Genomic DNA, 21,554 nt, shown 5'->3' on the forward strand with positions numbered 1-21,554 from the left:
AAACTCACCAGTTACTTAAAGTAATCATCCAAACGGTCGGCAGTTCCTTCTGTTTATTAGGAAAAAGATATCCGTTCATTGTAAAAGAAACGAACCATGTCCTATTCGTTCAAAAAACTAAAGGGTGATACATATTATACATGATTAATATGTATCACCCTTTTCTTTCTTGTTTAACAATCGCGCTTGAGGAGAACATAAGCTAATACAACTGACTCGATTTCTAAAGTTGCTCCATTCTTTTTTTAAACAACTCATCCACAACCTGTTTTAAAATCTCGTACGACTGAATTTCCTTGCTCAATTCGTAAATATTAGATAACACAATTAATTCATCTGCGTGATACATTTGTTGGAAATCAATTAGTTCGCGACGAATTGTTTCTCGATCACCCATGATTGTATACCCCAGTCGACTGTGGAGAATTTCTAATTCAAACTGTGATAACGATTCTAGGAAGTTTTCAGTGGGTGGAATAAGCTTACTTAAATTATTTGTATAAATATCAATATACACCTGCAAATGACTTGCAGAAATAAAAGATTCCTCGTCTATAGATTCTGCTGCAATCACATTAATGCAAGCGATCACATAAGGTTCTTGTAAATAAGAAGACGGTTGGAAATTTTCTCGATAAATAGAGAGCGCTTCTTCCATCGAATGGGGGAAAATTGAGCGCCAAATGCATAGGGTAAACCAAGCTTTGCAGCAATTTCCGCTGAATCCGTTGAGGATCCTAACACAAAAACAGGCACATGCGTTCCAATACCCGGATAAGCGCGAACCTCACCCTGTACACTCTTATCCCCGACAAAACGCAAAATATCATTTACTTCTCTTTCAAAGAAAAACACTCCATTATGGTTGGAACGACGAATCACATCGGCCGTTTTTTGATCCGTTCCGGGTGCGCGTCCTAATGCCAAATCTACACGATTTGGATATAATGTTTCAAGTGTTCCAAATTGCTCCGCTACGATTAATGGGGAATGATTTGGCAACATAATACCCCCTGAACCTACGCGAATGTCTTTTGTATTTGCTAATATATGTTGTACAATTGATACGGTTGCTGCACTTGCATAAGCGTCGTGATTATGATGCTCTGCAAACCAAATCCGTTTATAGCCCATATTATCTACAGCTTTAGCTAATGACACTGCAGAATCAATCCCTTGTTTCATTGTTTCTCCTTGTCTTAATGGAGCAACTGAAAAAACAGATATATCAAATTTTTTCATAATTTCACCTCTAAAATAATGAACTTATACAAGATCAATGGAAAAAACATTTTGAAAAATTGTTTCATATTAAATGGTGTCCATTCCTCTTTGATTTGCATGCAAATAAATATATACTTTCTCAAACGATCAATACATAGGCAAAATAAAGTTATTTCACAATTTCACTTTATTTTTAAAGTTTTAAGCAAACATAAAAAAATGTTCAGTGAACAAAATATGTAAAATACATCTTATTTTTCAGAAAGGATACAAGAAAATGATTGATGAAATAGATAAAAAAATACTTGATGAGCTGTCTAAAAATAGTCGCCTTACAATGAAAAAATTAGGGGAAAAAGTACATCTCACTGCACCAGCAACCGCATCAAGAGTAGTAAAGTTAATAGACAATGGCATAATAAAAGGATGTAGTATCGAAGTGAATCAAGTGAAATTAGGCTTCTCTATACATGCTTTTCTTAATATTTATATCGAAAAAATCCATCATCAACCCTATTTAGCTTTTATAGAAACACAAGATAACTATGTAATAAACAATTATAAAGTTAGTGGAGACGGTTGCTATTTGCTTGAATGTAAATTTCCTTCAAACGAGGTATTAGATCAATTTTTAAATGACTTAAATAAACATGCAAACTATAAAGTGTCGATTGTTATTGGTAAATAGTTAACTTTATAAAACGGAGATGTGCGGTCATATAACATGATATATATGCTCTAAAAAAGCCCTAGGTTGGATATGGAATTTACCAAGCTGGGGCCTTTTTATACATTATAATAACAAGCGCATTATTCATCAGACATTAATGAAGTATTATAATGCTTTTTTACTTCCTTAATAGACAAATAAAGCTGATAGTTTCCATACTTCAATAAATCATTCAGAAGGTGATTTAAAACTTCTTGTGAATGAACCGTTACCTTCAGAAGATAACATGCATCTCCCGAAATACGATGAGCTTCGCTAATTTCATTACGAGTAGCAATAAATTTCAATAAATCATCATGCGTATATGCATTCATGAAAAAGAAGACAAAGGCTGTAAAAGAAAACCCCATCTTCAATTCATCAACCACAATCGAATATGCTTTAATGATACCGTTATCCTCCATTTTTTTGATGCGATTGCCTACCGCTTGTCCTGTCATATGAATTTTTTCACCGATTTCTTTCCATTGTATCCGAGCATTTTTATTTAATAATTGGAGAATTTGAAAATCAATTGAATCAATTTGCATAGTAACTCCTTTCACAGTGAAAAAGTTTTACATAATAGTATTTCATGAGACCATCGAAAATTCAATGGAAATTATATATCCTTATACAGTATAAAAATTTTAAGAGGTGAAAAAATGACAACAGCTTTATTAGTGATTGATATTCAAAATGATTACTTTCCAAATGGGAAGATGGCTTTAACAAACCCAGAGAAAGCAGCACAAAATGCGGCTAAACTACTTTCACACTTTAGAAACACAGGCGCACCTGTCTTTCATGTACAGCATATCACAGAAGGTAACATCGCTCATTTTTTCCATCCAAATACAGAAGGTGTCGAAATTCATGAGTCAGTACGTCCATTAGAGAAAGAGACAGTCATTGTAAAACATATGCCGAATAGCTTTTTCAATACAGATTTAAATGGAAAGCTACAAGAAGAAGGGGTTAAAGAATTAGTTGTTTGCGGTATGATGTCCCATATGTGTATTGATGCAACAGTTCGTTCTGCAGTTGAACATGGTTATGTATGCCAAGTGGTAGAAGATGCTTGCGCAACAACAACATTGCAAATTGAAGATAAAATCGTTCCTGCTGAGCATGTCCATTACGCATTTATGGCCGCATTAAATGGTGTCTATGCAACAGTAAAAACCACAGAGGCATTTTTAAAATAAAAGAATTTCCTGCGCGAACATAACGTCTTTCTTTTCACAAGAAAGATGATTCAACAACTTAAAAAAGGATGTTCAGAAAAATACTTCTGGACATCCTTTATTCATTATCTTTTATTGTTTTTCAGTATCATTATTCCCATCTGATAAAAGATCAAGATGTCCTGTTTTTGATCCATAGTAAGACCATGTACAGGGATTGTTTTTGCCATAAATATAGATATTGATGAAGGTTTACATAAAGCACCTAATTGCTTGATTTACTTTAATGTTAGATCCCTCAATAACTCCATTCTCTTCTAATTTCTCTACTCTAGCTGTAGCTGATGGGCATGTTAAATGTACTCTCTCCCAGATCTTTCATTGAATTCGGCTATTATACATAATTTCTCTATAATTTTTTATCTGTTTGATCTATTTGAACGTTAATTCCTTTCGAAAATAAAGTCAAAGAGTTAAAACACTTTTTTTTATCTATGTATTCGAACGCTGCTGATATTATACACTTAACTCTGTCGATCTAAGACAAATAAAAAAAGAAAGTGAGTTGTAAATATGAATATTACACAAATTCGAAATGCAACAATTGTTGTAAAATACGCAAATAAAAAATTTTTGATAGATCCTATGTTAGCAGAGAAAGGTACGTACGCTACTTTCCCTGAAACGATCAGACAAGATTTATTTAATCCTTTGGTGAGTTTGCCAACATCAATTGATAACATTCTGGATGGCGTAGATGCGGTAATTGTTACTCATCTACACCTAGATCACTTTGATGATGTGGCAAAAAACGTATTGCCAAAAAACATCAAAATGTTTGTTCAAAATGAAGCAGATGCAAAAGAAGTAAAAGCAAGTGGTTTCAAAAATGTAGAAGTGCTACATCAAGACACTGTTTTTGAAGGGATCCAATTAGTAAAAACAAAAGGTGAACATGGCAGAGGGGAAGAGTTATTAAACTTAATGGGTGATGTTTGTGGATTAGTATTCAAGCACCCAAGTGAAAAAGTTTTATATGTAGCTGGGGATACAGTTTGGTATGATGCTATCGAAGACGAGATTCATACACATCAACCAGAAATCATTGTGGTTAATGGTGGAGACAATCAAAGATTAGATTTAGGTTCACTCATCATGGGAAAAGAAGACATCTATGAAGTTCACAAGGCTGCTCCTCATGCTAAGATTATATCTGTTCATATGGAAGCTGTTAACCATTGGACACTATCTAGAGAAGAATTAAAAAACTTTAGTAAAGAAAAAGGATTCTCAAGTAATATTTTAGTGCCAGAAGATGGCGAGTCTTACACATTTTAATATGAACACCGACAAATAAATAGAAGAAGCTCATAATTATAAAAACTAATCATGAGCTTCTTCTAATAATGAATATTTTAAATTTTAAATATATCGAAAATCCTAAATATACGGAATAACAAAAATGGAATGTTCCAATGATGACAAAAAAACTTGAAAAGCAACAAAGATGTGTCGTTAGGAGGTAGAATTCATGGTAATGACAAAAAAAGATACAAATATATCAACACAGCAGCCTCTTTGGTTACAAGGTTATATTGATTCACCAGAAAAACAAAACCAACTTTATAAAAAAACATTAAAAATCTTGATTTTTTCACAAATATTTGGGGGAGCAGGACTTGGAGCTGGGATAACAGTTGGGGCGCTTCTTGCACAAGATATGATAGGATCGGAAAATGTAGCAGGAATTCCAACTGCCCTCTTTACTTTTGGATCTGCCGTAGCTGCCCTGCTTATAGGAGCATCCTCACAACGTTTTGGTCGCAGAGCTGGACTTGCAGGTGGTTTCCTTATAGGCGGATTAGGTGCTATAGGTGTGATAATCGCGGCTTTAATTAACAGCGTTGCCCTATTATTTGTTTCTCTTCTTATTTATGGAGCAGGTATGGCTTCTAATCTTCAAGTTCGGTATGCTGGGACAGACCTTGCAAATGAGAAACAACGGGCAACTGCTGCAAGTATGGCCTTAGTTTCTACTACTTTAGGAGCTGTAGTAGGTCCTAACTTAGTTAATACAATGGGGGAATTTGCAGATTCAATTGGTGTTCCCAATTTAGCTGGTCCGTTTATTATGTCAGGAGCAGCTTTTATAATTGCTGGAATTATTCTCTTAATTTTTCTTCGTCCAGATCCGCTGTTTGTATCAACAGCTATTGCGAATGCTGAGAAAAAAGACGATAAAGTACAAATAGGAGGAAGTCTAAAAAATCCTGCTATAGACAAAAAAGGAATAATGGTAGGAGCTGTCATTATGATTTTAGCTCAACTAATCATGACAGCTATTATGACAATGACACCGGTTCACATGGGTCATCACGGTCATGGTTTAAGCGAAGTGGGATTAGTTATAGGACTCCATATTGCAGCGATGTATCTTCCTTCACCATTGACTGGTTTATTAGTAGATAAGTTTGGTCGCACAACTATGGCTATTGCTTCAGGTGCCACACTTCTTGCCGCTGGGTTGGTGGCAGCTATTGCACCGGCAGACTCATTATCATTGCTAATCCTAGCACTAGTATTACTAGGGGTAGGTTGGAACTTTGGTTTACTAACGGGAACTGCCCTTATTATAGATTCAACACATCCATCTCTACGTGCAAAAACACAGGGAACATTCGATGTTTTATTAGCACTATCAGGAGCAGCAGGTGGAGCCTTGTCAGGAATGGTTGTTGCACATTCTAGTTATACAATACTATCAATTTCTGGAGCCGTTTTATCATTGTTACTCATTCCAGTAGTTATTTGGTATTTTAGAAGGATTCAGGAAAAAGCATAAGCTTATATAACTGTCTTTGAAGAACCTAAGTAGACATTACTTTACCGGAACCTCCTTTTTCTATTTATTATAGTAAGGAGTTGATATGGCATTAGTGGCATGTATATAACTACACAATTATTTAGTTGTTCGTTGACAGTCTAAAAATAGTGCCCATCTTGTGCCCAGAATTCGTGAAAAATGATGAAAATAGGTATAAATAAAATAAACAGACGCTTTGAATAAAAGCTTTTGTAAACCATGATATGTTTTTATTAGGTTGAGGGACTCGAACTAACAAAGAAGATACCAAATTATATTGGTATCTTCTTTTGTTTTTGCACCATAGTGATCAAACTTTTCTACATGATTATAATGGTTTTTGTGTCTTACCTCCTACTTTTTAACAAATTACGATTTACCTTTATGAGAGTTATATGCACAAAACTTTATAAAAAGAGATTCAAACAGATTTAAACAATAAAGGACTATTTACCCTTTACAAATTACGACAAATACTTCATGTTTTTTGTAATTCAACCTTATTTTATGACAAATATATGAATATTTTGTCACATTGTAAAAGATGTACTTATTTTATATATTTAGAAAAAAGAGAGGGGGACCATATAAAGAACGAGAGTGAAGTTCAGAGAGAGGGCTTTTTGCCCAGATTCAGAAACCGATTTTGTAAATGTAAACTTCTTTTAAAAATGGTATTTGGGGTGGGGTTATGAGGAAAGCTTTTTTATCTAAGTCTTACAAGCAGCAATTCAGGAAATGCTTCATGTTGTTAGCAATCATATTATTAATCGTAAGTAACCTGTTTACTGTCTTGCCTAGCACAGTTAAAAAGGCAAAGGCTGTTACTTCAGATAGTAAGTGGCTAACCATGAAATATGATGGATTTTCCACTGATACTGCAAATCAATTGTTTTATTTAAATGGTTCTGCAGAAGTTCCCAATGGGACTGATTTTATACGGCTAACACCAGCATCTGAAACACAAGCTGGGGCAGCTATTAACAAAAATGAGATTTGTCCGAAAGACAATTATTCATTTAGCACAGCCTTTTCGTTTAAAATGAGTAATCCTGGCCCTAAAGGTCCAAGTGACGGGTTAACTTTTACCATACAGGGTGATACAACCAGCTCACTAACTAATGGAGGAAGCCTAGCGTTTTATGGAATTAAACCGAGTTTTACTATTAAATATGACACATTCCTAAACACAGGTTATGGCGATCCTTCTGCAAACTATATCGGACTTGCAGAAAATGGCGATCCAGTAAACAAAGCTGGATGGTATACAGACTTAGATCAATATAATACAGCTAATGGTACAAACTACGTTTTATCTAACGGAACCCAGTATTATACGTGGATCGATTATGATGGTCTAACTAAGAATGTTCAGGTTCGTCTCGGTACATCACCGGATAGGGCAAGTTCTAAACAAATTTTAGATGTAAGTGGTATAGATCTTGGTACTGTATTTAATGGAAAACCTTTTTATGCTGGTTTTACTGGGTCAACAGGATCTCCAAATTATGAGACTCATGATATCTATAACTGGTACTTTGTAAACCATTACAATCCTATTGAGACGCTCAATCCACAAAATGATTATAAACAAGCGCCTAGCACTGTAAAGGTAACGACTGATCAGTCAAATCAGCAAGGGGGATATAATGTTACGGTAACGTTGCTTGATCCATTAGGTAATCCGGTTCAGGGGGCACCACTTGATTCTTTTACTGCTTCTAGCGGAGAGTTAACTGGACCTAACGGAGAAGCCGTAACAAGTTTAGTTTCTGATGCAGATGGGAAAATTCATGCGATATTGAAAAATGCTGATCATTCTAAAGACATTACAATATCGGCATCCAATGGCTGTGCAAATGATTCCGGCACAATTCCAGCTGGAAACAAGCCACCAACCGCCCCGGATGATTCAAAGACTACGACGGTAAATACACCGGTCTCCGGAGAAGTAAGCGGGTCAGATCCAGATGGTGATAGTTTAACCTATAAAGAAGGTAAGAAACCAAGCCATGGGACGATTAAAGTAAATGATGACGGGACGTGGACCTATACACCTGATAAAGACTATTCTGGTGACGATTCATTTACGATTATTGTTGATGATGGGTATGGTGGGACGACAGAAACGACAATCACAATTCATGTTAATTATAACCCTCCATCACTAGAGTCGAAAAAAACTGCGGATCTGAAAGAAAAAGCAGCAGGAAATAAGGATGCTGATCATCCAGAAGTGGGAGACACACTGCTTTACACTATTCAGACTCGAAATACGGTTGAAAACAGTCTTGTGAAAAATCTTGTGATCTCGGATACTCTTCCGGAAGGATTGGAATATGTTCCAGGAACATTAAAAGTAGATGGTACTGGAGTAAGTGATACCAATGATGATGATCATGGGCATTACGTCGACGGAAAAGCTACAGGCGAATTTGGAAATGTAAGCGATACGAAATGGCATGCTGTGACATTTGAAGCCAAGGTGCAGCCGGGGCAATCGGGTAAGGATATTGTTAACACAGCAAGCGTGACAGGGGACAATATTGATACTCCGGATAAACCAAAACAAGAAGTCAAAGTGTATCCGCGAAATCCTGAACTAGAGTCAAAGAAAACATCTTCTATTCAGGAAAAAGGTGAAGGTAATACTGATGCAGATCATCCTGAGGTGGGGGATACACTTCTCTACAAAATTCAGACTCGAAATATTTCTGAAGACAGTCTAGTAAAAAATCTCGTCATTTCAGATGCAATTCCTGAAGGGCTGGAGTATGTCCCAGAAACATTAAAAGTAGACGGCACTGCGGTAAGTGACTCAGAAGGCGATGACCAAGGTCACTACGCAGACGGCAAAATTGTAGGAGATTTCGGTGAAGTCACTGACATGGAATGGCATAATGTCACGTTTGAAGTGAAAGTGAAAACGGGCCAAGCAGGTAAAGACATTGTCAACACTGCGAATATCAGCGGTGATAATGTCGACATTCCTAACAAACCTAGTAACGAGGTCAAAGTATATCCGCGTGATCCTGTTTTAGAATCAGAAAAAACGGCGAAGAATTTTGACTCGGCCAAAGAAAAATATGAAGTAGGAGACACTGTAGTCTACACCATTAAGGCACGTAATAAAATAACGGAAAGTACCTTAGAAAATCTTGTGATTTCAGATGAGCTTCCAGCTGGTTTATCATATGTAGATGGCAGCTTAAAAGCAAGCAATGGGGGGGAAGCAACAGTCAAGGACGGCAAGGTTGCTGCTAACTTTGGCGACGTCACTGACACTGAGTGGCGGACTGTGACATTCCAAGCGAAAATTGAGTCCGGATATGCGGAAAAAACGATTAAAAACGTGGCAGCCGTTGACGGCAGCAATATCGATTTACCGGACAAGCCTGAAACAAGTATCAAAATTGATCCTAAGGATCCGAAACTAGAATCAAAGAAAACAGCCTCCATTAAGGAAAAAGCTGATGGAAATAAAGATGCGGACCATCCGGAATCGGGCGACACGCTTCTTTACACAATCCAAACCCGAAACACGGTTGATGACAGCCTTGTCAAAAATCTTGTCATCTCGGATTCTCTTCCGGAAGGATTAGAATATGTTGCAGGGACATTGAAAGTGGATGGTACAGCAGTAAGTGATGAGCAAGACGATGATCATGGATATTATGCCGACGGTAAGACGTCAGGAGAGTTTGGCAATGTGACCGATACGAAGTGGCACTCTGTGACATTTGAAGCAAAAGTGAAGTCTGGTCAAGCAGGAAAAGATATCGTCAACACTGCAAACATCAGCAGTGACAATATCACGACTCCTGATAAACCGAGCCATGAAGTGAAAGTATATCCGCGAATTCCTGTTTTAGAATCTGAAAAGACAGCGAAGAACCTCGACACAGACAAAAAGAAATACGAAGTAGGCGATACTGTTGTTTATACGATTAAGACCCGGAACACAGTATCCGATGGTAAAGTAGAGAATCTGGTTATTTCAGATAAACTTCCAGCCGGATTGAAGTATGTCGAAGGCAGCTTGAAAGCGAGCAATGGTGGAGAAGCAACAATCAAAGACGGCAAGATTATTGCTAACTTTGGCGATGTCACTGACACTGAGTGGCGGAGTGTGACATTCCAAGCGAAAATTGAGTCCGGATATGAAGGCAAAACGATTAAAAACGTGGCAACTGTCGAAGGCAGCAGTATTGATAAGCCGGATAAGCCTGAAGCAGACATTACAGTCCAACAGAAGGACCCTGTATCTGACAAACCAGAGGTACCTGGAAAACCAAGCAAGCCTAGTAATCCAACCAACACTAGCAATCCAGAAAAGCCAATCCAAACTGAGCCTACAACTAAAGATCAGGGAAGTGACACAGGAAATGAACTTCCAAATACAGCAACAAATACGTATAATCTGATCCTTGTTGGTTTGGTATTGTTAGTAGCAGGAACTGCACTCTGGTACTTTAGAAGAAAAAGAAATGCCTGATGTTGCATGAAGAAATACCTTCCTATATGCATCATTATTGCTGGACTCGTTTTTATAGGTTACGGGATCTGGGAAGTGATGGACATCAGTCATAAAACAGAACAAACTTTAGATGAGGCAAAACTTGCACTAAAGAGCCCTTCTGGAAAAAATGCAGGCTCAGATAAAGAAGGATTTAAGCCTAAGTTCGGGGAGGCGGTTGGCATTCTGGAGATTCCAAAGATCAACGCCGAGCTTCCGATTGTAGAGGGAACCGATGCGGATGATTTGGAAAAAGGAGTCGGCCACTACAAAGGCAGTTATTATCCAGATGAAAACGGGCAGATTGTTCTATCAGGTCATCGGGATACCGTCTTCCGTCGAACGGGAGAACTGAAAAAAGGTGATCAATTAAAGGTTAAGCTGCCATATGGAAGTTTTTCATATGAAATAGACAAAACAAAAATTGTGGACAAAACAGATAAGTCTATTATTACGCTGCAGCATGATAAAGAGGAGCTTATACTTACAACTTGTTATCCCTTTTCATATATCGGTAATGCGCCGAAACGGTATATCATTTATGGAAAACGGATATGAGAACAAAGATTAGGCTGACGATCATTTTCGTCAGCCTTTTTATAATAAGGAAGAGATTAAAATTCTTAATCGATATAAGAAAAAGCAGGTCACTTTTTAACCAGAATTGATAAAACCATAGAATTGATGGCAAATGAGTATAAAGTGTGTAATGAAAATAAGCTTTCATAACCAGTGATATGGATTTACTATGTTGAGGGCCTAGTGGGTGAATAACCCGTAAAGTTCAAGTTCGCTCGGCTGCATCAATGATACCAAGGGTTGTAGACCTTTGGTATTTTTTGTGCTTATTTTTAAAATTGTCTACTGCCCTCAAACTGCCTACTTACCTTCAGTAAGCCAACTAATTTAAATTACTAGTGATTTTCTGTTTATTTGGATTTAGCTATTCGTAAACATCAATTGTGTCCACAACTTCTGCCCCTTCAGAGTGGTAACCAAGAATTGTTGTTCGGTTTGCACCATCAGAACCGTTTACTGTTGTTTTTGGAAATTGATCACCTGTTGCATCACTGAATATCATAAAATGTACCGCCAAGAACCACAAATTACACCAGATCGATAAGTGAACCTGACGGAATCATGAATTTCGTCAGGTTCTTTCTGCATTCTGGTTCATGATTAAATCAAAGTAATCTTAGTAAACATAAAAGTATTTTATATTTTTCTATAAGTTTACTTTACTTTTATATAAGGTGAGTTTATAATTTGGTTCAAGAGGTGATGGTCATGAAGAAAGATTTTGGTGATTCGATCTCAAATAAGGTTTATGAATATCGTGTACTTGCCAGATTGTCTCAGCAAGAATTAGCAAAGAAAGTCGGGGTTTCCAAACAAACCATCTTTGTAATGGAGAAAGGAAATTATGTTCCGACTCTGCTGTTAGCTTTTCGAATTGCCAAATTTTTTAATGTGGATGTAAACGAGATTTTTACTTATGAGAAAGGAAATGATCAAAAATGAAAATGAATTCGATCACAGATACGATCACTAACGCTATTTTTTCTCCTTTAAAGTCCTGGGCTGAACATTCTCCGGGAAATTGGAGTATTCTCATTGGCAGCGGATTTATATTGCTTGTAGTTGGATTGATTCTGACAATCGTATTTACTAAAAAAATGGGTAAGACTGACGAAAGAACAAACCAAATCGCTTTAAAAGGTTGCTTCTGTATGTTATATGCACTAATTTTGTGCGACTTGGTTTTCCCAAAAGAATATATGTGGCAAGTTTTCTTCTTATTTAAGTATTCTATTGCATTCTTCGCTTCAGCAATCTATCTAGCCGTTCGATATAAAAAAGATTTTTTGTGAATTCAATTACCGAGAAAGATAGTGTCTCTGTAGTTTTAATTGTTTTAGGAGAGGGAACGAATATGAAATCATTTTATAATGAGATTTGGAGATGTGGGAAAGTATGGGGGTTTTTTGCTCGCCAATTATTAACCACAATTCATACAAACCGTTAGAGATGATGTAGAATGTAATGAAAATAAGCTTTCATAACCAGTGATATGAATTTACCATGTTGAGGGCCCAGTGGGGTGAATAAACCGTAAAGGTTCAAGTTCTCTCGACCGCATCCCAATAATACCAAGGGCTTAACCATCTTTGGTGTTATTTTTTGCGGAAAATACGGCAACAAATGTACCGCATTGTGGAGTTCACTAAAAAAGTGCTGACCTCTGCACAACATCGTTGCGCGAGTCTGCACTTTTATTCTGCGATTATGGGGAGTTTATTTTAATCCGTTGTTAGCCGCGCCGATACTTGGCTTTTAGAAGCTTTTTTTAAGTGGCTAAAACCAACAAATTTTTTGCCTTCTTCATCCCATAGGCGGAACTTTAACGACTTAAGGCTTGTAGCCAGTGTAATGGTCGGAACGTTTTGCAATGGTTCAGTGTTGTTATGCACTTTTTCAAGCTTATAGTTTGGGACTCTCGGGCTTAAATGATGAACATGATGAAAACCGATATTGCCTGTTAGCCACTGCATGACTTTTGGAAGCTTATAAAAAGAGCTTCCTTCAACTGCTGCTTTTACATATTCCCAATGCTCATCTTCTTCAAAATAAGAATCCTCAAACGTATGCTGAATATAAAACATCCAAATTCCGAGAGAGCCTGATATCATAAAAATCGGTACCTGAACCAGCAGGAAGTTTTGCCAGCCAATAGCCCAACATAAAAGTGCTGCCAAAGCGACGATCCCCAGGTTCGTTACATACGTATTCATCCGTTCTTTGCGTTTTGCCCCTTTTCGATTAAAACGATTGGCAATCCCGAAAACGTAAATCGGCCCAATAATAAACATAACAAACGGATTTCTGTACAATCGGTACATTATTTTTGTCTTAGTTGAGCCTTTCTTATATTCCTCAACCGTCAGTATCCAAATATCGCCTGTACCGCGTTTGTCCAGATTGCTGCTTGTCGCATGATGGACAGAATGGTCGTGTGCCCAATGATCAAAAGGATGCAGAGTCAGAATTCCTGTTAATGTTCCAAGGATTCGATTCGCCTTTCTGTTCTTAAAAAAGGAATAGTGGCAGCAATCATGAAAGATGATGAAGGTTCTCACTAAAAAACCTGCCGCAACAACAGAAATCGCTAACGTAAGGAAATAAGAAATCGACAAGCTCTTATATGCCAAACACCATAATAGGAAAAATGGTACCAATGTGTTAATGATTTGACAAATGCTTTTGTGTAAATCGGACTTTTCATAAGGTGTAACCAGTTTTCTCAAAGTCCTTAGGTTTTGTTCTTTCATATTCAAAAGTTTCCCCTTCCCTGGTGATCTTCTAAGTGTAGAAAACGGTTTATAGCCTTTGGAGGTCCAACGTGATACACCCCATATATGATAAGTATTCTTCCCATTCACCTGTAAAATTATTGGAAATAATAAACTGATTTCCAGTTTATTATTAGCAGAGTCAGCCGGGATACAAAAGGCGTATGAAGATTATACCCAGCACTTTATTGGGTCAAACTCTCTCAATGCTCCCCCATGGGGATCGATTTATTTGACCGTGAACATTGATTGTTTGAGGAAAAAAGGAATGAAGTAATGGGTATATCCATGAGTGACTGTTTGGAAACATCTGCAGAAACAAAGTTTTACAAGTGAACAGCCCTGCTTTTAAAAGATTATCTTGCTCTTGAACAAGAAACAGCTGAGCTATTCATTAATGAAGTACTATTAAGTTAAAGAAAGACACTCGTGGTTCATTTTTCACGTTGTTTTCAAACCAAAGTTTTTAATAGGCCTCTTATTCTGCGCTGGTATACACATGTTTAACAAATAATGCCATGAATAAATCGGAAATATAATTTGCAGTTATTTCCGATTCCTGATATAATAAAGAAGAATTATTTTTGTTCGGTGTAAAGGATAGTATGAAGATTGACTTTTCGTCTTGATGATACTTTGGGCAAGGATAGTATATACTGTGTGGTTACACACTAGGAGGCAACAAAAATGGAACAAGGTACAGTTAAATGGTTTAATGCAGAAAAAGGTTTTGGTTTTATCGAACGCGAAAATGGAGACGATGTATTCGTACACTTTTCTGCAATCCAAAGTGACGGATTCAAATCTTTAGACGAAGGTCAAAAAGTATCGTTTGACGTTGAGCAAGGTGCTCGTGGAGCTCAAGCTGCTAACGTTCAAAAAGCTTAATCTTCAATCGTTTATACAAACAGGCTCTTTATATAGGGCCTGTTTTTTTATGTCTATATCATACTCAATAAAAAACCCTACTCAACGTTCGAGTAGGGAGATGCTACAAGGTATAGAAAAAGATTTAAAACTTCAAAGGTTTGTTTACAGTATAACATACTGGATTGACAATATGCGGAATGTATATAAATTATTTAATGTTTTGTTCAAATATAACTCTTTCTTTTTTCACGTTCGTTACTTTAAGTAAGATTAGATGAATTATAAAAATGGTTTCATCTAGATGTTACCAACTCGCATATCTCTTGTATGAAAAGAAGATAAACAATTATTATTCAATGTCGCAGTGGATATCAGAAATTCTTAAAGATAATTGAGGAGATCGATTGTTTTTTCTCCTGGAATAATCACTTAGAGATACCTAAAACAATGAAAGCCCTACCTCTCTTCCATCCTTACGGCTCCTTGTCCGTGCCAGTGTGAATCAGGATACTAAAAACAAGTGACTATTTTATTGAGTTTTTTGGTGAAACTTCAATCTTCGCAGAAGAAATGTAAATAATAAAAATGGATTAGAATGTAGGAATAACAAAAGAGGTCGTTAATGTTCTAAACATAAGTTGGAGAAGTTTTGCTTTTCATCATAATATTCCGAAATATCTTTAGGGATGAAATACACTATCTAACAGAAACTTTTTATTTGTTTTTCAGTGATTCCTTTAATTACTTCCAGTTCACTAATCAAAAATTCATATGCATTATCCAGCATTTTTTTTTCGCTTGCATTAAGTGCTTTTTCTTTCTTCATACGCATTAAATCACGTACAACTTCAGCGCCTTCTTGTATTTCACCCGTTTTTATTTTGTCCGTGTTTATTTTATACCTTTGCTTCCATGGCAGTAACCTATCTGATTCTCCATGCTGAAAAATGTGCATAATGTGTTTTAATGCAAGTATATCGGTAACTGGTCGTATATTCGAACTCAATATTTTACGCGTTGGAATCATAACTGTCATATTACTGATTGACATTCTTATGACATAATACTGTTGTTTTTCCTCTAAGAATTCTTTTTCTTCTATGGCTTCAATTATACCTGCTCCGTGCATTGGATAAACAATGTTATCGCCAATTTGAAACATATCATCCACCTCCATATATGGTAACCTTCTTAAGATTACCATATGTGGAGGTGTAATATCAAAATTTTAATAATAACATGATCGAATTTTTGATGTCAATAACTTTTTTAAAAAACAGATCGAGAAAAACAATAGGGAACGTGACGGATTTCCAATCAAGGAAAAGGTCAATTGATCCGTGTATATCCTAAAACTTCGACTAATTAACATAGATCAGTTTTTCATTGAAAATGGGTTATTCCATTTCCTTTAGGAATTCATGACTTGGCTCAACGACATCACAGAAATGATTTGAGTAGAAATAAGAAGGAACGATATTTGTGAAATGTCAGCTAAAAATATTTAAAGCACATGATTAAGTTCTAATTTCTTTATCGATCGTTCTCAAATTTGATATGGATAACGGCCCACTTACTTAATGATGCATTTTCACTTATCTTGCGAACAGAAAAAGGTTTGTGGATATTGAACATTTTGCCACCGAGATTGGCATTATTATCAGGGAAATTGACAACCTTCAAATGGGTATTGAGGTGAGAAGAAAAATAAAGAAAGGAGAGATTATAAATGAAGACCAGAACAAAAAGAAGTAAAGGGGAAAGAACAAGGTTAATTGAAAAGCAAACTATATAAAATAGTTTGCTTTTTTTTGTTATGAATTCACTTCTTTTTCTTTCTCTTTAATGACTAATAAAACACCGCTAAGAATTAAAAACGAACCTATCCAAAATGTCCCGCCTATTTGTTCTCCAAGCAAAATCCATCCGAGTAAGGTTCCAACCAGAGGCTGAAAAAAGAAAAAGAGGCCTCCACTTGAAGCATTTAATAATTGTAAGCCACGGTTCCACAATAAAAAAGCACAAGCAGTTGAAACAATTCCCAAATACAAAAGACCACCTAGAATTTTAGGGTCATGCAGTTGTGGCGTAAAAATCGTGCTAGGGGAGTATCATTAACAGGGACTCCATTTATTAATAGAATAAACCTTATGAATTAATGTCTCATATGAATTTTTTTGTATGATAATGGCGTCATATTCATCGCTTGTTGAAATTTACTTATGAAATAACTGGTACTGTTAAATCCAACTTGATAAGACACTTCTGTCACATTGGATTCAGGGTGTTGCAGTAATAATAAGCTTTTTTGAATTCTATAATCCATTACATAACGTAATGGCGTCTTATTCAGCATTCGTTTAAAATAACGGCAGCACTCAGAACGGCTCAGTTGGCCAGCTTTTGCAATGTCCTCTAATGTGATTTTTTCAGCATAATGGAGATGGATCCAGTTTAACATTTGTTTCATTCGATGACTTTTTATCATTTCAGATTGATCGTACTCTAATTGAAAACCATTAACGACCAGGTTTTTCCACATTAACGTTAATTGCATCGTAATGTCAATCTCATAGAGCGATGTCTTTTGTTGAATCAATTGATTTATTTTTTTAACAGCATCTAGAATATTTTTTGCCCACTGTTGATTTCCATCCAAAAATAAATAGGACAAATTGGTTGAAAACATATAGGGCTGAACATAGCTTGAATACAGTTCCTGAGATAAAACGAAATGGGGTGACACATTCAAGCAAATATACGTACAATCCGAGCCTTCCTTTTCTTCGGCCATGTGCAGGCAGCCACTATTGATAAATAATCCATCCCCTTCGTGAACCTCTATTTTTTCTTCATTTATTTGAAAGAGAGCTATTCCTTTTAGTATCAAAACAAATTGGATTTCATCATGCCAATGAAGCGGAATATAGCCATTTATATTTTGATTGATCCTTGTCTTGTAACAGGCAACCGGTAATTCTACCGTTCGGTGCTCTGTTAATTCTTTTAAATTTTGATCGATCGCAAAATTCTTCATTCTGACTTCTCACCTCAATATATTTATATTTTTTCATTCAATTTGAGTATTTTTTATCATGTTTTGTATTTATTATAACACTATTATTATATTTATTAGTGAGGAGTCATGTATGATTACTTCCAATAGAAAAATGGGATTGTTCTATGTTATAACAGGGGCGACATGTTGGGGAATTGGAGGCACAGTAGCCAAAAAGCTTTTTCAAGAATATCAAATTGATGTCAATTGGCTTGTAACGACACGCTTGCTTACGGCTGGAATGTTACTTTTAATGCTGCAATTGTTCAGAAAGGATCGTTCCCAGGTTATTGAGGTGTGGAAACACAAAGCGTCGGCTGGCCAGCTCCTAATCTTTGGCCTATTGGGAATGCTAGCTGTGCAGTACACATATATGGCATCCATTCAACATGGGAATGCTGCCGTTGCTACATTATTGCAATATTTATCCCCAGTAATCGTCATTATCTACACGCTTTTGCGAAAACAAACGGTTCTTACCAAACAAGATATCATTACTGTTGTGCTTGCTTTAGTGGGTTGCTTTTTTTTGTTAACAAATGGTTCAATGTCTCAACTTTCAGTGCCGGCAGCTGCAGTAGTATGGGGAGTTTTATCAGGATTCGCGGCAGCTTTTTATACTTTGTATGCCGTTGGTTTATTAAATAAATTTGATTCTCTTGTCGTTGTAGGTTGGGCTATGATTATTGGCGGTTTTGCATTGGGTTTTATCCATCCGCCATGGCAACTGGATTTTCAACGATTAACTGCTGAGGCGTATGCATATATTTTATTTGTGATATTATTTGGAACAATGATTGCGTTCTGGTTCTTCATAAAAAGCTTGGAAAGCCTTTCTCCCAAAGAAACAAGCCTATTAGGCAGTTTAGAACCTCTATCCGCTGTTGTAACAACTGTCGTTTGGTTAAAAGCGCCATTTGGTTCTTTTCAATGGATTGGTGCTATTTGTATTATAGGGATAACTTTAATATTGGCTTTAAATAAAGAGCCTTCTATGCAGAGTGAAAAGTCGATATTACAGATTAGGAATCATGCAAATCGGGATATATAGGGGCTTTTTTTGCTTACATGACCGGTCCGGCAATGAAAAACACTGGTGGAGTTTGAGCCCTCTCGGCAGTATCAAAAATACCAAGGGTTTTGACGCCCTAGGTATTTTTTCTTCAAGAACCTTCAATTTTTCTTCTCTGATCGAAAAACGTATTACTTTTTTGTAATTGGTATCCAAATTTCACTTTTAAAAGATGGTGATGTTACATCCTTATGCTCGTTCCACAATATTTCTGGACCTTCTATTTGTTCGTAATTTGACGATGGAAACCATTCGGAATAAATGCGTCCCCATACTTCTTGCAGTGTATCCGGAAATGGCCCGATTGATTCGAATACAGCCCATGTTGAGGCAGGAACTTCAAGCCGTGAGAAGTTATCTGGACACCGTTTCGTTGTGGCTGCGCCAATATAGTGATCGAGCTCTCCGTTTTCCTCTGTCCGACCTTCAGAAAAATTCGTGGATGCACTAATGAGGCCTGATGGTGCTACATTAGATAGCTCTTTTAGTTTATTTATTGCTTTTTCATCTAAACTTTCCCACATAGATGCAATTTCCGGATTAATTCCTTTGAAAATAATAGGAACTCTTTTTTTAATGCCAACGATGCGAAATGCCTCTTTTTCTTCAATACGGTAGTTCATTTCATTTCCTCCTTTAATTGTTAGCTGGAAGGTCATTCGTGGATAAGCTTTAAGGGAATGGCCATTAAGTCTGGCTTGTGATGGGTTTATGCCATGTAAATTTTGGAATGCCCGTGCAAAAGAATCTGGTGAGTTATAACCGTACTTTATTGCAATATCAATCACTTTTACATTGCTGTCTTTCAGTTCAAAAGCTGCAAGAGTAAGACGTCTGCGACGAATATATTCCGATAATGAAATACCTGAAAGGAAGGAAAACATCCTTTTAAAATGATATTCAGAGCAGAAAGCAAGCTTTGCTGCCTCTTGAAAATCAATATCGTTAGTGAGGTTTTCTTCAATATACTTTAACGCCCTATTCATACTTTTAAGCAAATCCATTTATTTGGCCTCCTTTAACCAAAGAATAACAGGAGTGAAATGTATTTATCCGACATTCTGTGCACAGTTTTGCAGGATGACTTATATGAAATAAAGTAAGTGATTCACTTGTATTTGTACAGGTTTTATTGAAGCATGCTGTTCATAAAAAGGCATCAATAAAAGATAATTATAATTGTCTTATAAGCAGCACATTCATATAATTGAGTGAAAAAGGATGCGTATCATGCCTATCAATTCTTTTGAAAACTATCCGATGAGCTGGAAGCCATCGATTGATAAAGCTGAAAAGCCTATTTATAAAGCACTTGCAGGGCAATTGGAACAGGATATTTTAAACGGAGTTTTATTACCTGGAACAAAACTTCCTCCACAGCGAGAATTGGCCGATTATCTAGATTTAAATGTGAGTACGATTTCAAAAGCATTTAAAGTGTGTGAGTTAAAAGGGCTGCTGAGTGCGACTGTAGGGAGCGGCACATTTGTATCGTATGATGCGTTGTCGAATGCGTATTTACTTGAGGATACTAAGCCGACACATTTAATTGAAATGGGAGCAATACTTCCAGATCACGCTTCATATGAGCCCTTGTTATACCAACTAAAAAACATGGTTCATGAGGAGGATTATGAAAAATGGTTTAGCTATGGCCGGGCAGGTGAAAGCCTTTGGCAAAAAGATGCAGCTGTAAAGCTCATCCAAAGAGGCGGATTTGAAACATCCGTTGATCACATTTTATTTGCAAATGGAGGGCAAAATGCGATTGCTGCGACTTTGGCGAGTCTTTGTAAGCCTGGAGATCGCATCGGAGTTGACCATCATACGTACCCTGGATTAAAAACTGTTGCATCATTGCTTAGTGTGCAAATCGTACCGATAAAATCAGAGAACGATGAAATGAGTCCGGAGTCACTTGAATATGCGTGTAAAAACGAAAATATTAAAGGTTTGTATTTAATCCCGGATTATCATAATCCGACGACTTCCTTTATGTCTGTTGAGAATCGAAGAATGGTTGCAGACATTGCAAAGAAATATAATCTGTTTGTTATTGAGGATGCATCGTACCATCTTCTTAGCAAAAAGCCGCTTCCGGCACTCGCCTCATTCGCACCGCAACAGGTTATTCATATTGCAAGTTTATCAAAATCGTTAGCGCCAGGCCTGCGTTTGGCTTATGTAGCAGTGCCGAGACAATATAAGGAGCCAATATCAAAGGCGCTTTATAATTTAAATATAACCGTTTCCCCGCTATTAGCTGAACTTACTGCTCGCACGATTGTATCAAATCAATTTGAAGTCTTAATTGAGAGTCATCGTGAACAAACCATTCGCAGAAATCAAATCGTAAACCGATATGTTGCGGGATATACATGTTTAGGTGTTGAAACAGGCATTTTTCGTTGGTTGATGTTACCCGGTAAAATAACTGGCGCTCAATTTGAAGAGTTGGCTGCTCGACATGGCGTGCAAGTGTATGCGGCTGAACGCTTTGTAGTAGGCAATAGTTGTCCTGAAAGGGCTGTAAGGGTTTCTGTCTGTGCACCAAAAACACTTGAAGAGCTTGAACAAGGATTAATGATCCTGAGACGTTTGCTAGACGATCTTACCTAATATTGTTTGCCATACAATTATGACATTGTATGGCTTTTTTGTGCGTGTTATGATGATCCACATCTAGAGGGAGGTTTATACAAAAT

17 protein-coding genes and 3 pseudogenes are annotated in these 21,554 nt (G+C 36.7%); 12 read left to right on the plus strand and 8 right to left on the minus strand.

All coding sequences use genetic code 11. From position 1 onward, the window contains the following. Positions 1 to 223 precede the first annotated feature (223 nt). Positions 224 to 1,242 (minus strand): annotated as a pseudogene (locus M1D65_RS02695) (LLM class flavin-dependent oxidoreductase). A gap of 259 nt (positions 1,243 to 1,501) precedes the next feature. Between M1D65_RS02695 and lrpA the strand changes: the two are divergent. Beyond that, positions 1,502 to 1,912, plus strand: coding sequence for a transcriptional regulator LrpA (gene lrpA / locus M1D65_RS02700; RefSeq protein WP_003246601.1), 411 nt, complete (start codon positions 1,502 to 1,504; stop codon positions 1,910 to 1,912). Positions 1,913 to 2,034: 122 nt separating this feature from the next. Here lrpA and lrpB read toward each other — a convergent pair whose 3' ends face one another. Then, positions 2,035 to 2,484 carry a transcriptional regulator LrpB gene (lrpB, locus tag M1D65_RS02705; RefSeq protein ID WP_032727157.1) on the minus strand — a complete coding sequence of 150 codons (450 nt, stop codon included), beginning with the start codon at positions 2,482 to 2,484 and terminating at the stop codon, positions 2,035 to 2,037. Between the two features lie 114 nt (positions 2,485 to 2,598). On the opposite strand from lrpB, the gene M1D65_RS02710 reads away from it, so the two are divergent. The 5 genes and pseudogenes from M1D65_RS02710 to M1D65_RS02730 all read left to right on the plus strand — a co-directional run bounded on the left by M1D65_RS02710 (position 2,599) and on the right by M1D65_RS02730 (position 11,057). After that, positions 2,599 to 3,141, plus strand: a complete 543-nt coding sequence (locus M1D65_RS02710) for a cysteine hydrolase family protein (RefSeq protein WP_003234256.1) — start codon at positions 2,599 to 2,601, stop codon at positions 3,139 to 3,141. 552 nt (positions 3,142 to 3,693) lie between these two features. Beyond that, complete coding sequence (locus tag M1D65_RS02715) at positions 3,694 to 4,458, plus strand: MBL fold metallo-hydrolase (RefSeq protein ID WP_003234254.1); 765 nt, start codon at positions 3,694 to 3,696, stop codon at positions 4,456 to 4,458. A 193-nt stretch (positions 4,459 to 4,651) separates the two neighbouring features. Next, complete coding sequence (locus M1D65_RS02720) at positions 4,652 to 5,962, plus strand: MFS transporter (protein ID WP_003234253.1); 1,311 nt, start codon at positions 4,652 to 4,654, stop codon at positions 5,960 to 5,962. Positions 5,963 to 6,896: 934 nt separating this feature from the next. Further along, positions 6,897 to 10,478, plus strand: a pseudogene (locus M1D65_RS02725) (isopeptide-forming domain-containing fimbrial protein); the annotation flags it as partial. Positions 10,479 to 10,484: 6 nt separating this feature from the next. Further along, the gene (locus M1D65_RS02730) at positions 10,485 to 11,057 is read left to right on the plus strand and encodes a class D sortase (RefSeq protein ID WP_049140442.1); all 573 of its coding nucleotides are present in this window, start codon (positions 10,485 to 10,487) and stop codon (positions 11,055 to 11,057) included. Between the two features lie 385 nt (positions 11,058 to 11,442). Here M1D65_RS02730 and M1D65_RS02735 read toward each other — a convergent pair whose 3' ends face one another. Next, a complete protein-coding gene (locus M1D65_RS02735) occupies positions 11,443 to 11,580 on the minus strand; it encodes a hypothetical protein (RefSeq protein WP_164971893.1) in 138 nt (45 codons plus the stop codon). A gap of 206 nt (positions 11,581 to 11,786) precedes the next feature. On the opposite strand from M1D65_RS02735, the gene M1D65_RS02740 reads away from it, so the two are divergent. Continuing rightward, positions 11,787 to 12,020, plus strand: a complete 234-nt coding sequence (locus tag M1D65_RS02740) for a helix-turn-helix transcriptional regulator (protein ID WP_446015240.1) — start codon at positions 11,787 to 11,789, stop codon at positions 12,018 to 12,020. After that, positions 12,017 to 12,370: a DUF2178 domain-containing protein gene (locus M1D65_RS02745; protein WP_456270760.1), complete on the plus strand. Its 354-nt coding sequence runs from the start codon at positions 12,017 to 12,019 to the stop codon at positions 12,368 to 12,370. The genes M1D65_RS02740 and M1D65_RS02745 overlap by 4 nt, the downstream gene beginning before the upstream one ends. Positions 12,371 to 12,799: 429 nt before the next feature. On the opposite strand, the gene M1D65_RS02750 is transcribed toward M1D65_RS02745, so the two are convergent. Continuing rightward, entirely contained in the window at positions 12,800 to 13,828 is a 1,029-nt protein-coding gene (locus M1D65_RS02750; protein ID WP_151870406.1) for a fatty acid desaturase, read from the minus strand. Between the two features lie 172 nt (positions 13,829 to 14,000). Here M1D65_RS02750 and M1D65_RS02755 point away from each other — a divergent pair, with 172 nt between their 5' ends. Beyond that, the gene (locus M1D65_RS02755; RefSeq protein WP_226465865.1) at positions 14,001 to 14,126 is read left to right on the plus strand and encodes a molecular chaperone TorD family protein; all 126 of its coding nucleotides are present in this window, start codon (positions 14,001 to 14,003) and stop codon (positions 14,124 to 14,126) included. A 410-nt stretch (positions 14,127 to 14,536) separates the two neighbouring features. Next, positions 14,537 to 14,737 (plus strand): cold shock protein CspC, encoded by a 201-nt coding sequence (gene cspC, locus M1D65_RS02760; protein ID WP_003234247.1) that lies wholly within the window; start codon positions 14,537 to 14,539, stop codon positions 14,735 to 14,737. Between the two features lie 682 nt (positions 14,738 to 15,419). Here cspC and M1D65_RS02765 read toward each other — a convergent pair. The 3 genes and pseudogenes from M1D65_RS02765 to M1D65_RS02775 form a co-directional block, all read right to left on the minus strand. Next, positions 15,420 to 15,881, minus strand: a complete 462-nt coding sequence (locus tag M1D65_RS02765; RefSeq protein WP_031315640.1) for a CarD family transcriptional regulator — start codon at positions 15,879 to 15,881, stop codon at positions 15,420 to 15,422. Between the two features lie 652 nt (positions 15,882 to 16,533). Then, positions 16,534 to 16,803 (minus strand): annotated as a pseudogene (locus M1D65_RS02770) (DMT family transporter); the annotation flags it as partial. 71 nt (positions 16,804 to 16,874) lie between these two features. Beyond that, a complete protein-coding gene (locus tag M1D65_RS02775; protein WP_326153847.1) occupies positions 16,875 to 17,756 on the minus strand; it encodes an AraC family transcriptional regulator in 882 nt (293 codons plus the stop codon). A 112-nt stretch (positions 17,757 to 17,868) separates the two neighbouring features. Here M1D65_RS02775 and M1D65_RS02780 point away from each other — a divergent pair, with 112 nt between their 5' ends. After that, positions 17,869 to 18,828 (plus strand): DMT family transporter, encoded by a 960-nt coding sequence (locus M1D65_RS02780; protein WP_277709273.1) that lies wholly within the window; start codon positions 17,869 to 17,871, stop codon positions 18,826 to 18,828. Between the two features lie 152 nt (positions 18,829 to 18,980). Here the strand turns inward: M1D65_RS02780 and M1D65_RS02785 are convergent, their stop codons facing one another. Beyond that, positions 18,981 to 19,853, minus strand: a complete 873-nt coding sequence (locus tag M1D65_RS02785; RefSeq protein WP_103803471.1) for an AraC family transcriptional regulator — start codon at positions 19,851 to 19,853, stop codon at positions 18,981 to 18,983. A gap of 226 nt (positions 19,854 to 20,079) precedes the next feature. Here M1D65_RS02785 and M1D65_RS02790 point away from each other — a divergent pair, with 226 nt between their 5' ends. Beyond that, positions 20,080 to 21,468 carry an aminotransferase-like domain-containing protein gene (locus tag M1D65_RS02790; RefSeq protein ID WP_124073373.1) on the plus strand — a complete coding sequence of 463 codons (1,389 nt, stop codon included), beginning with the start codon at positions 20,080 to 20,082 and terminating at the stop codon, positions 21,466 to 21,468. The last annotated feature ends 86 nt before the right edge of the window (positions 21,469 to 21,554 follow it).

This window comes from Bacillus sp. JZ39 (genome assembly GCF_053903145.1).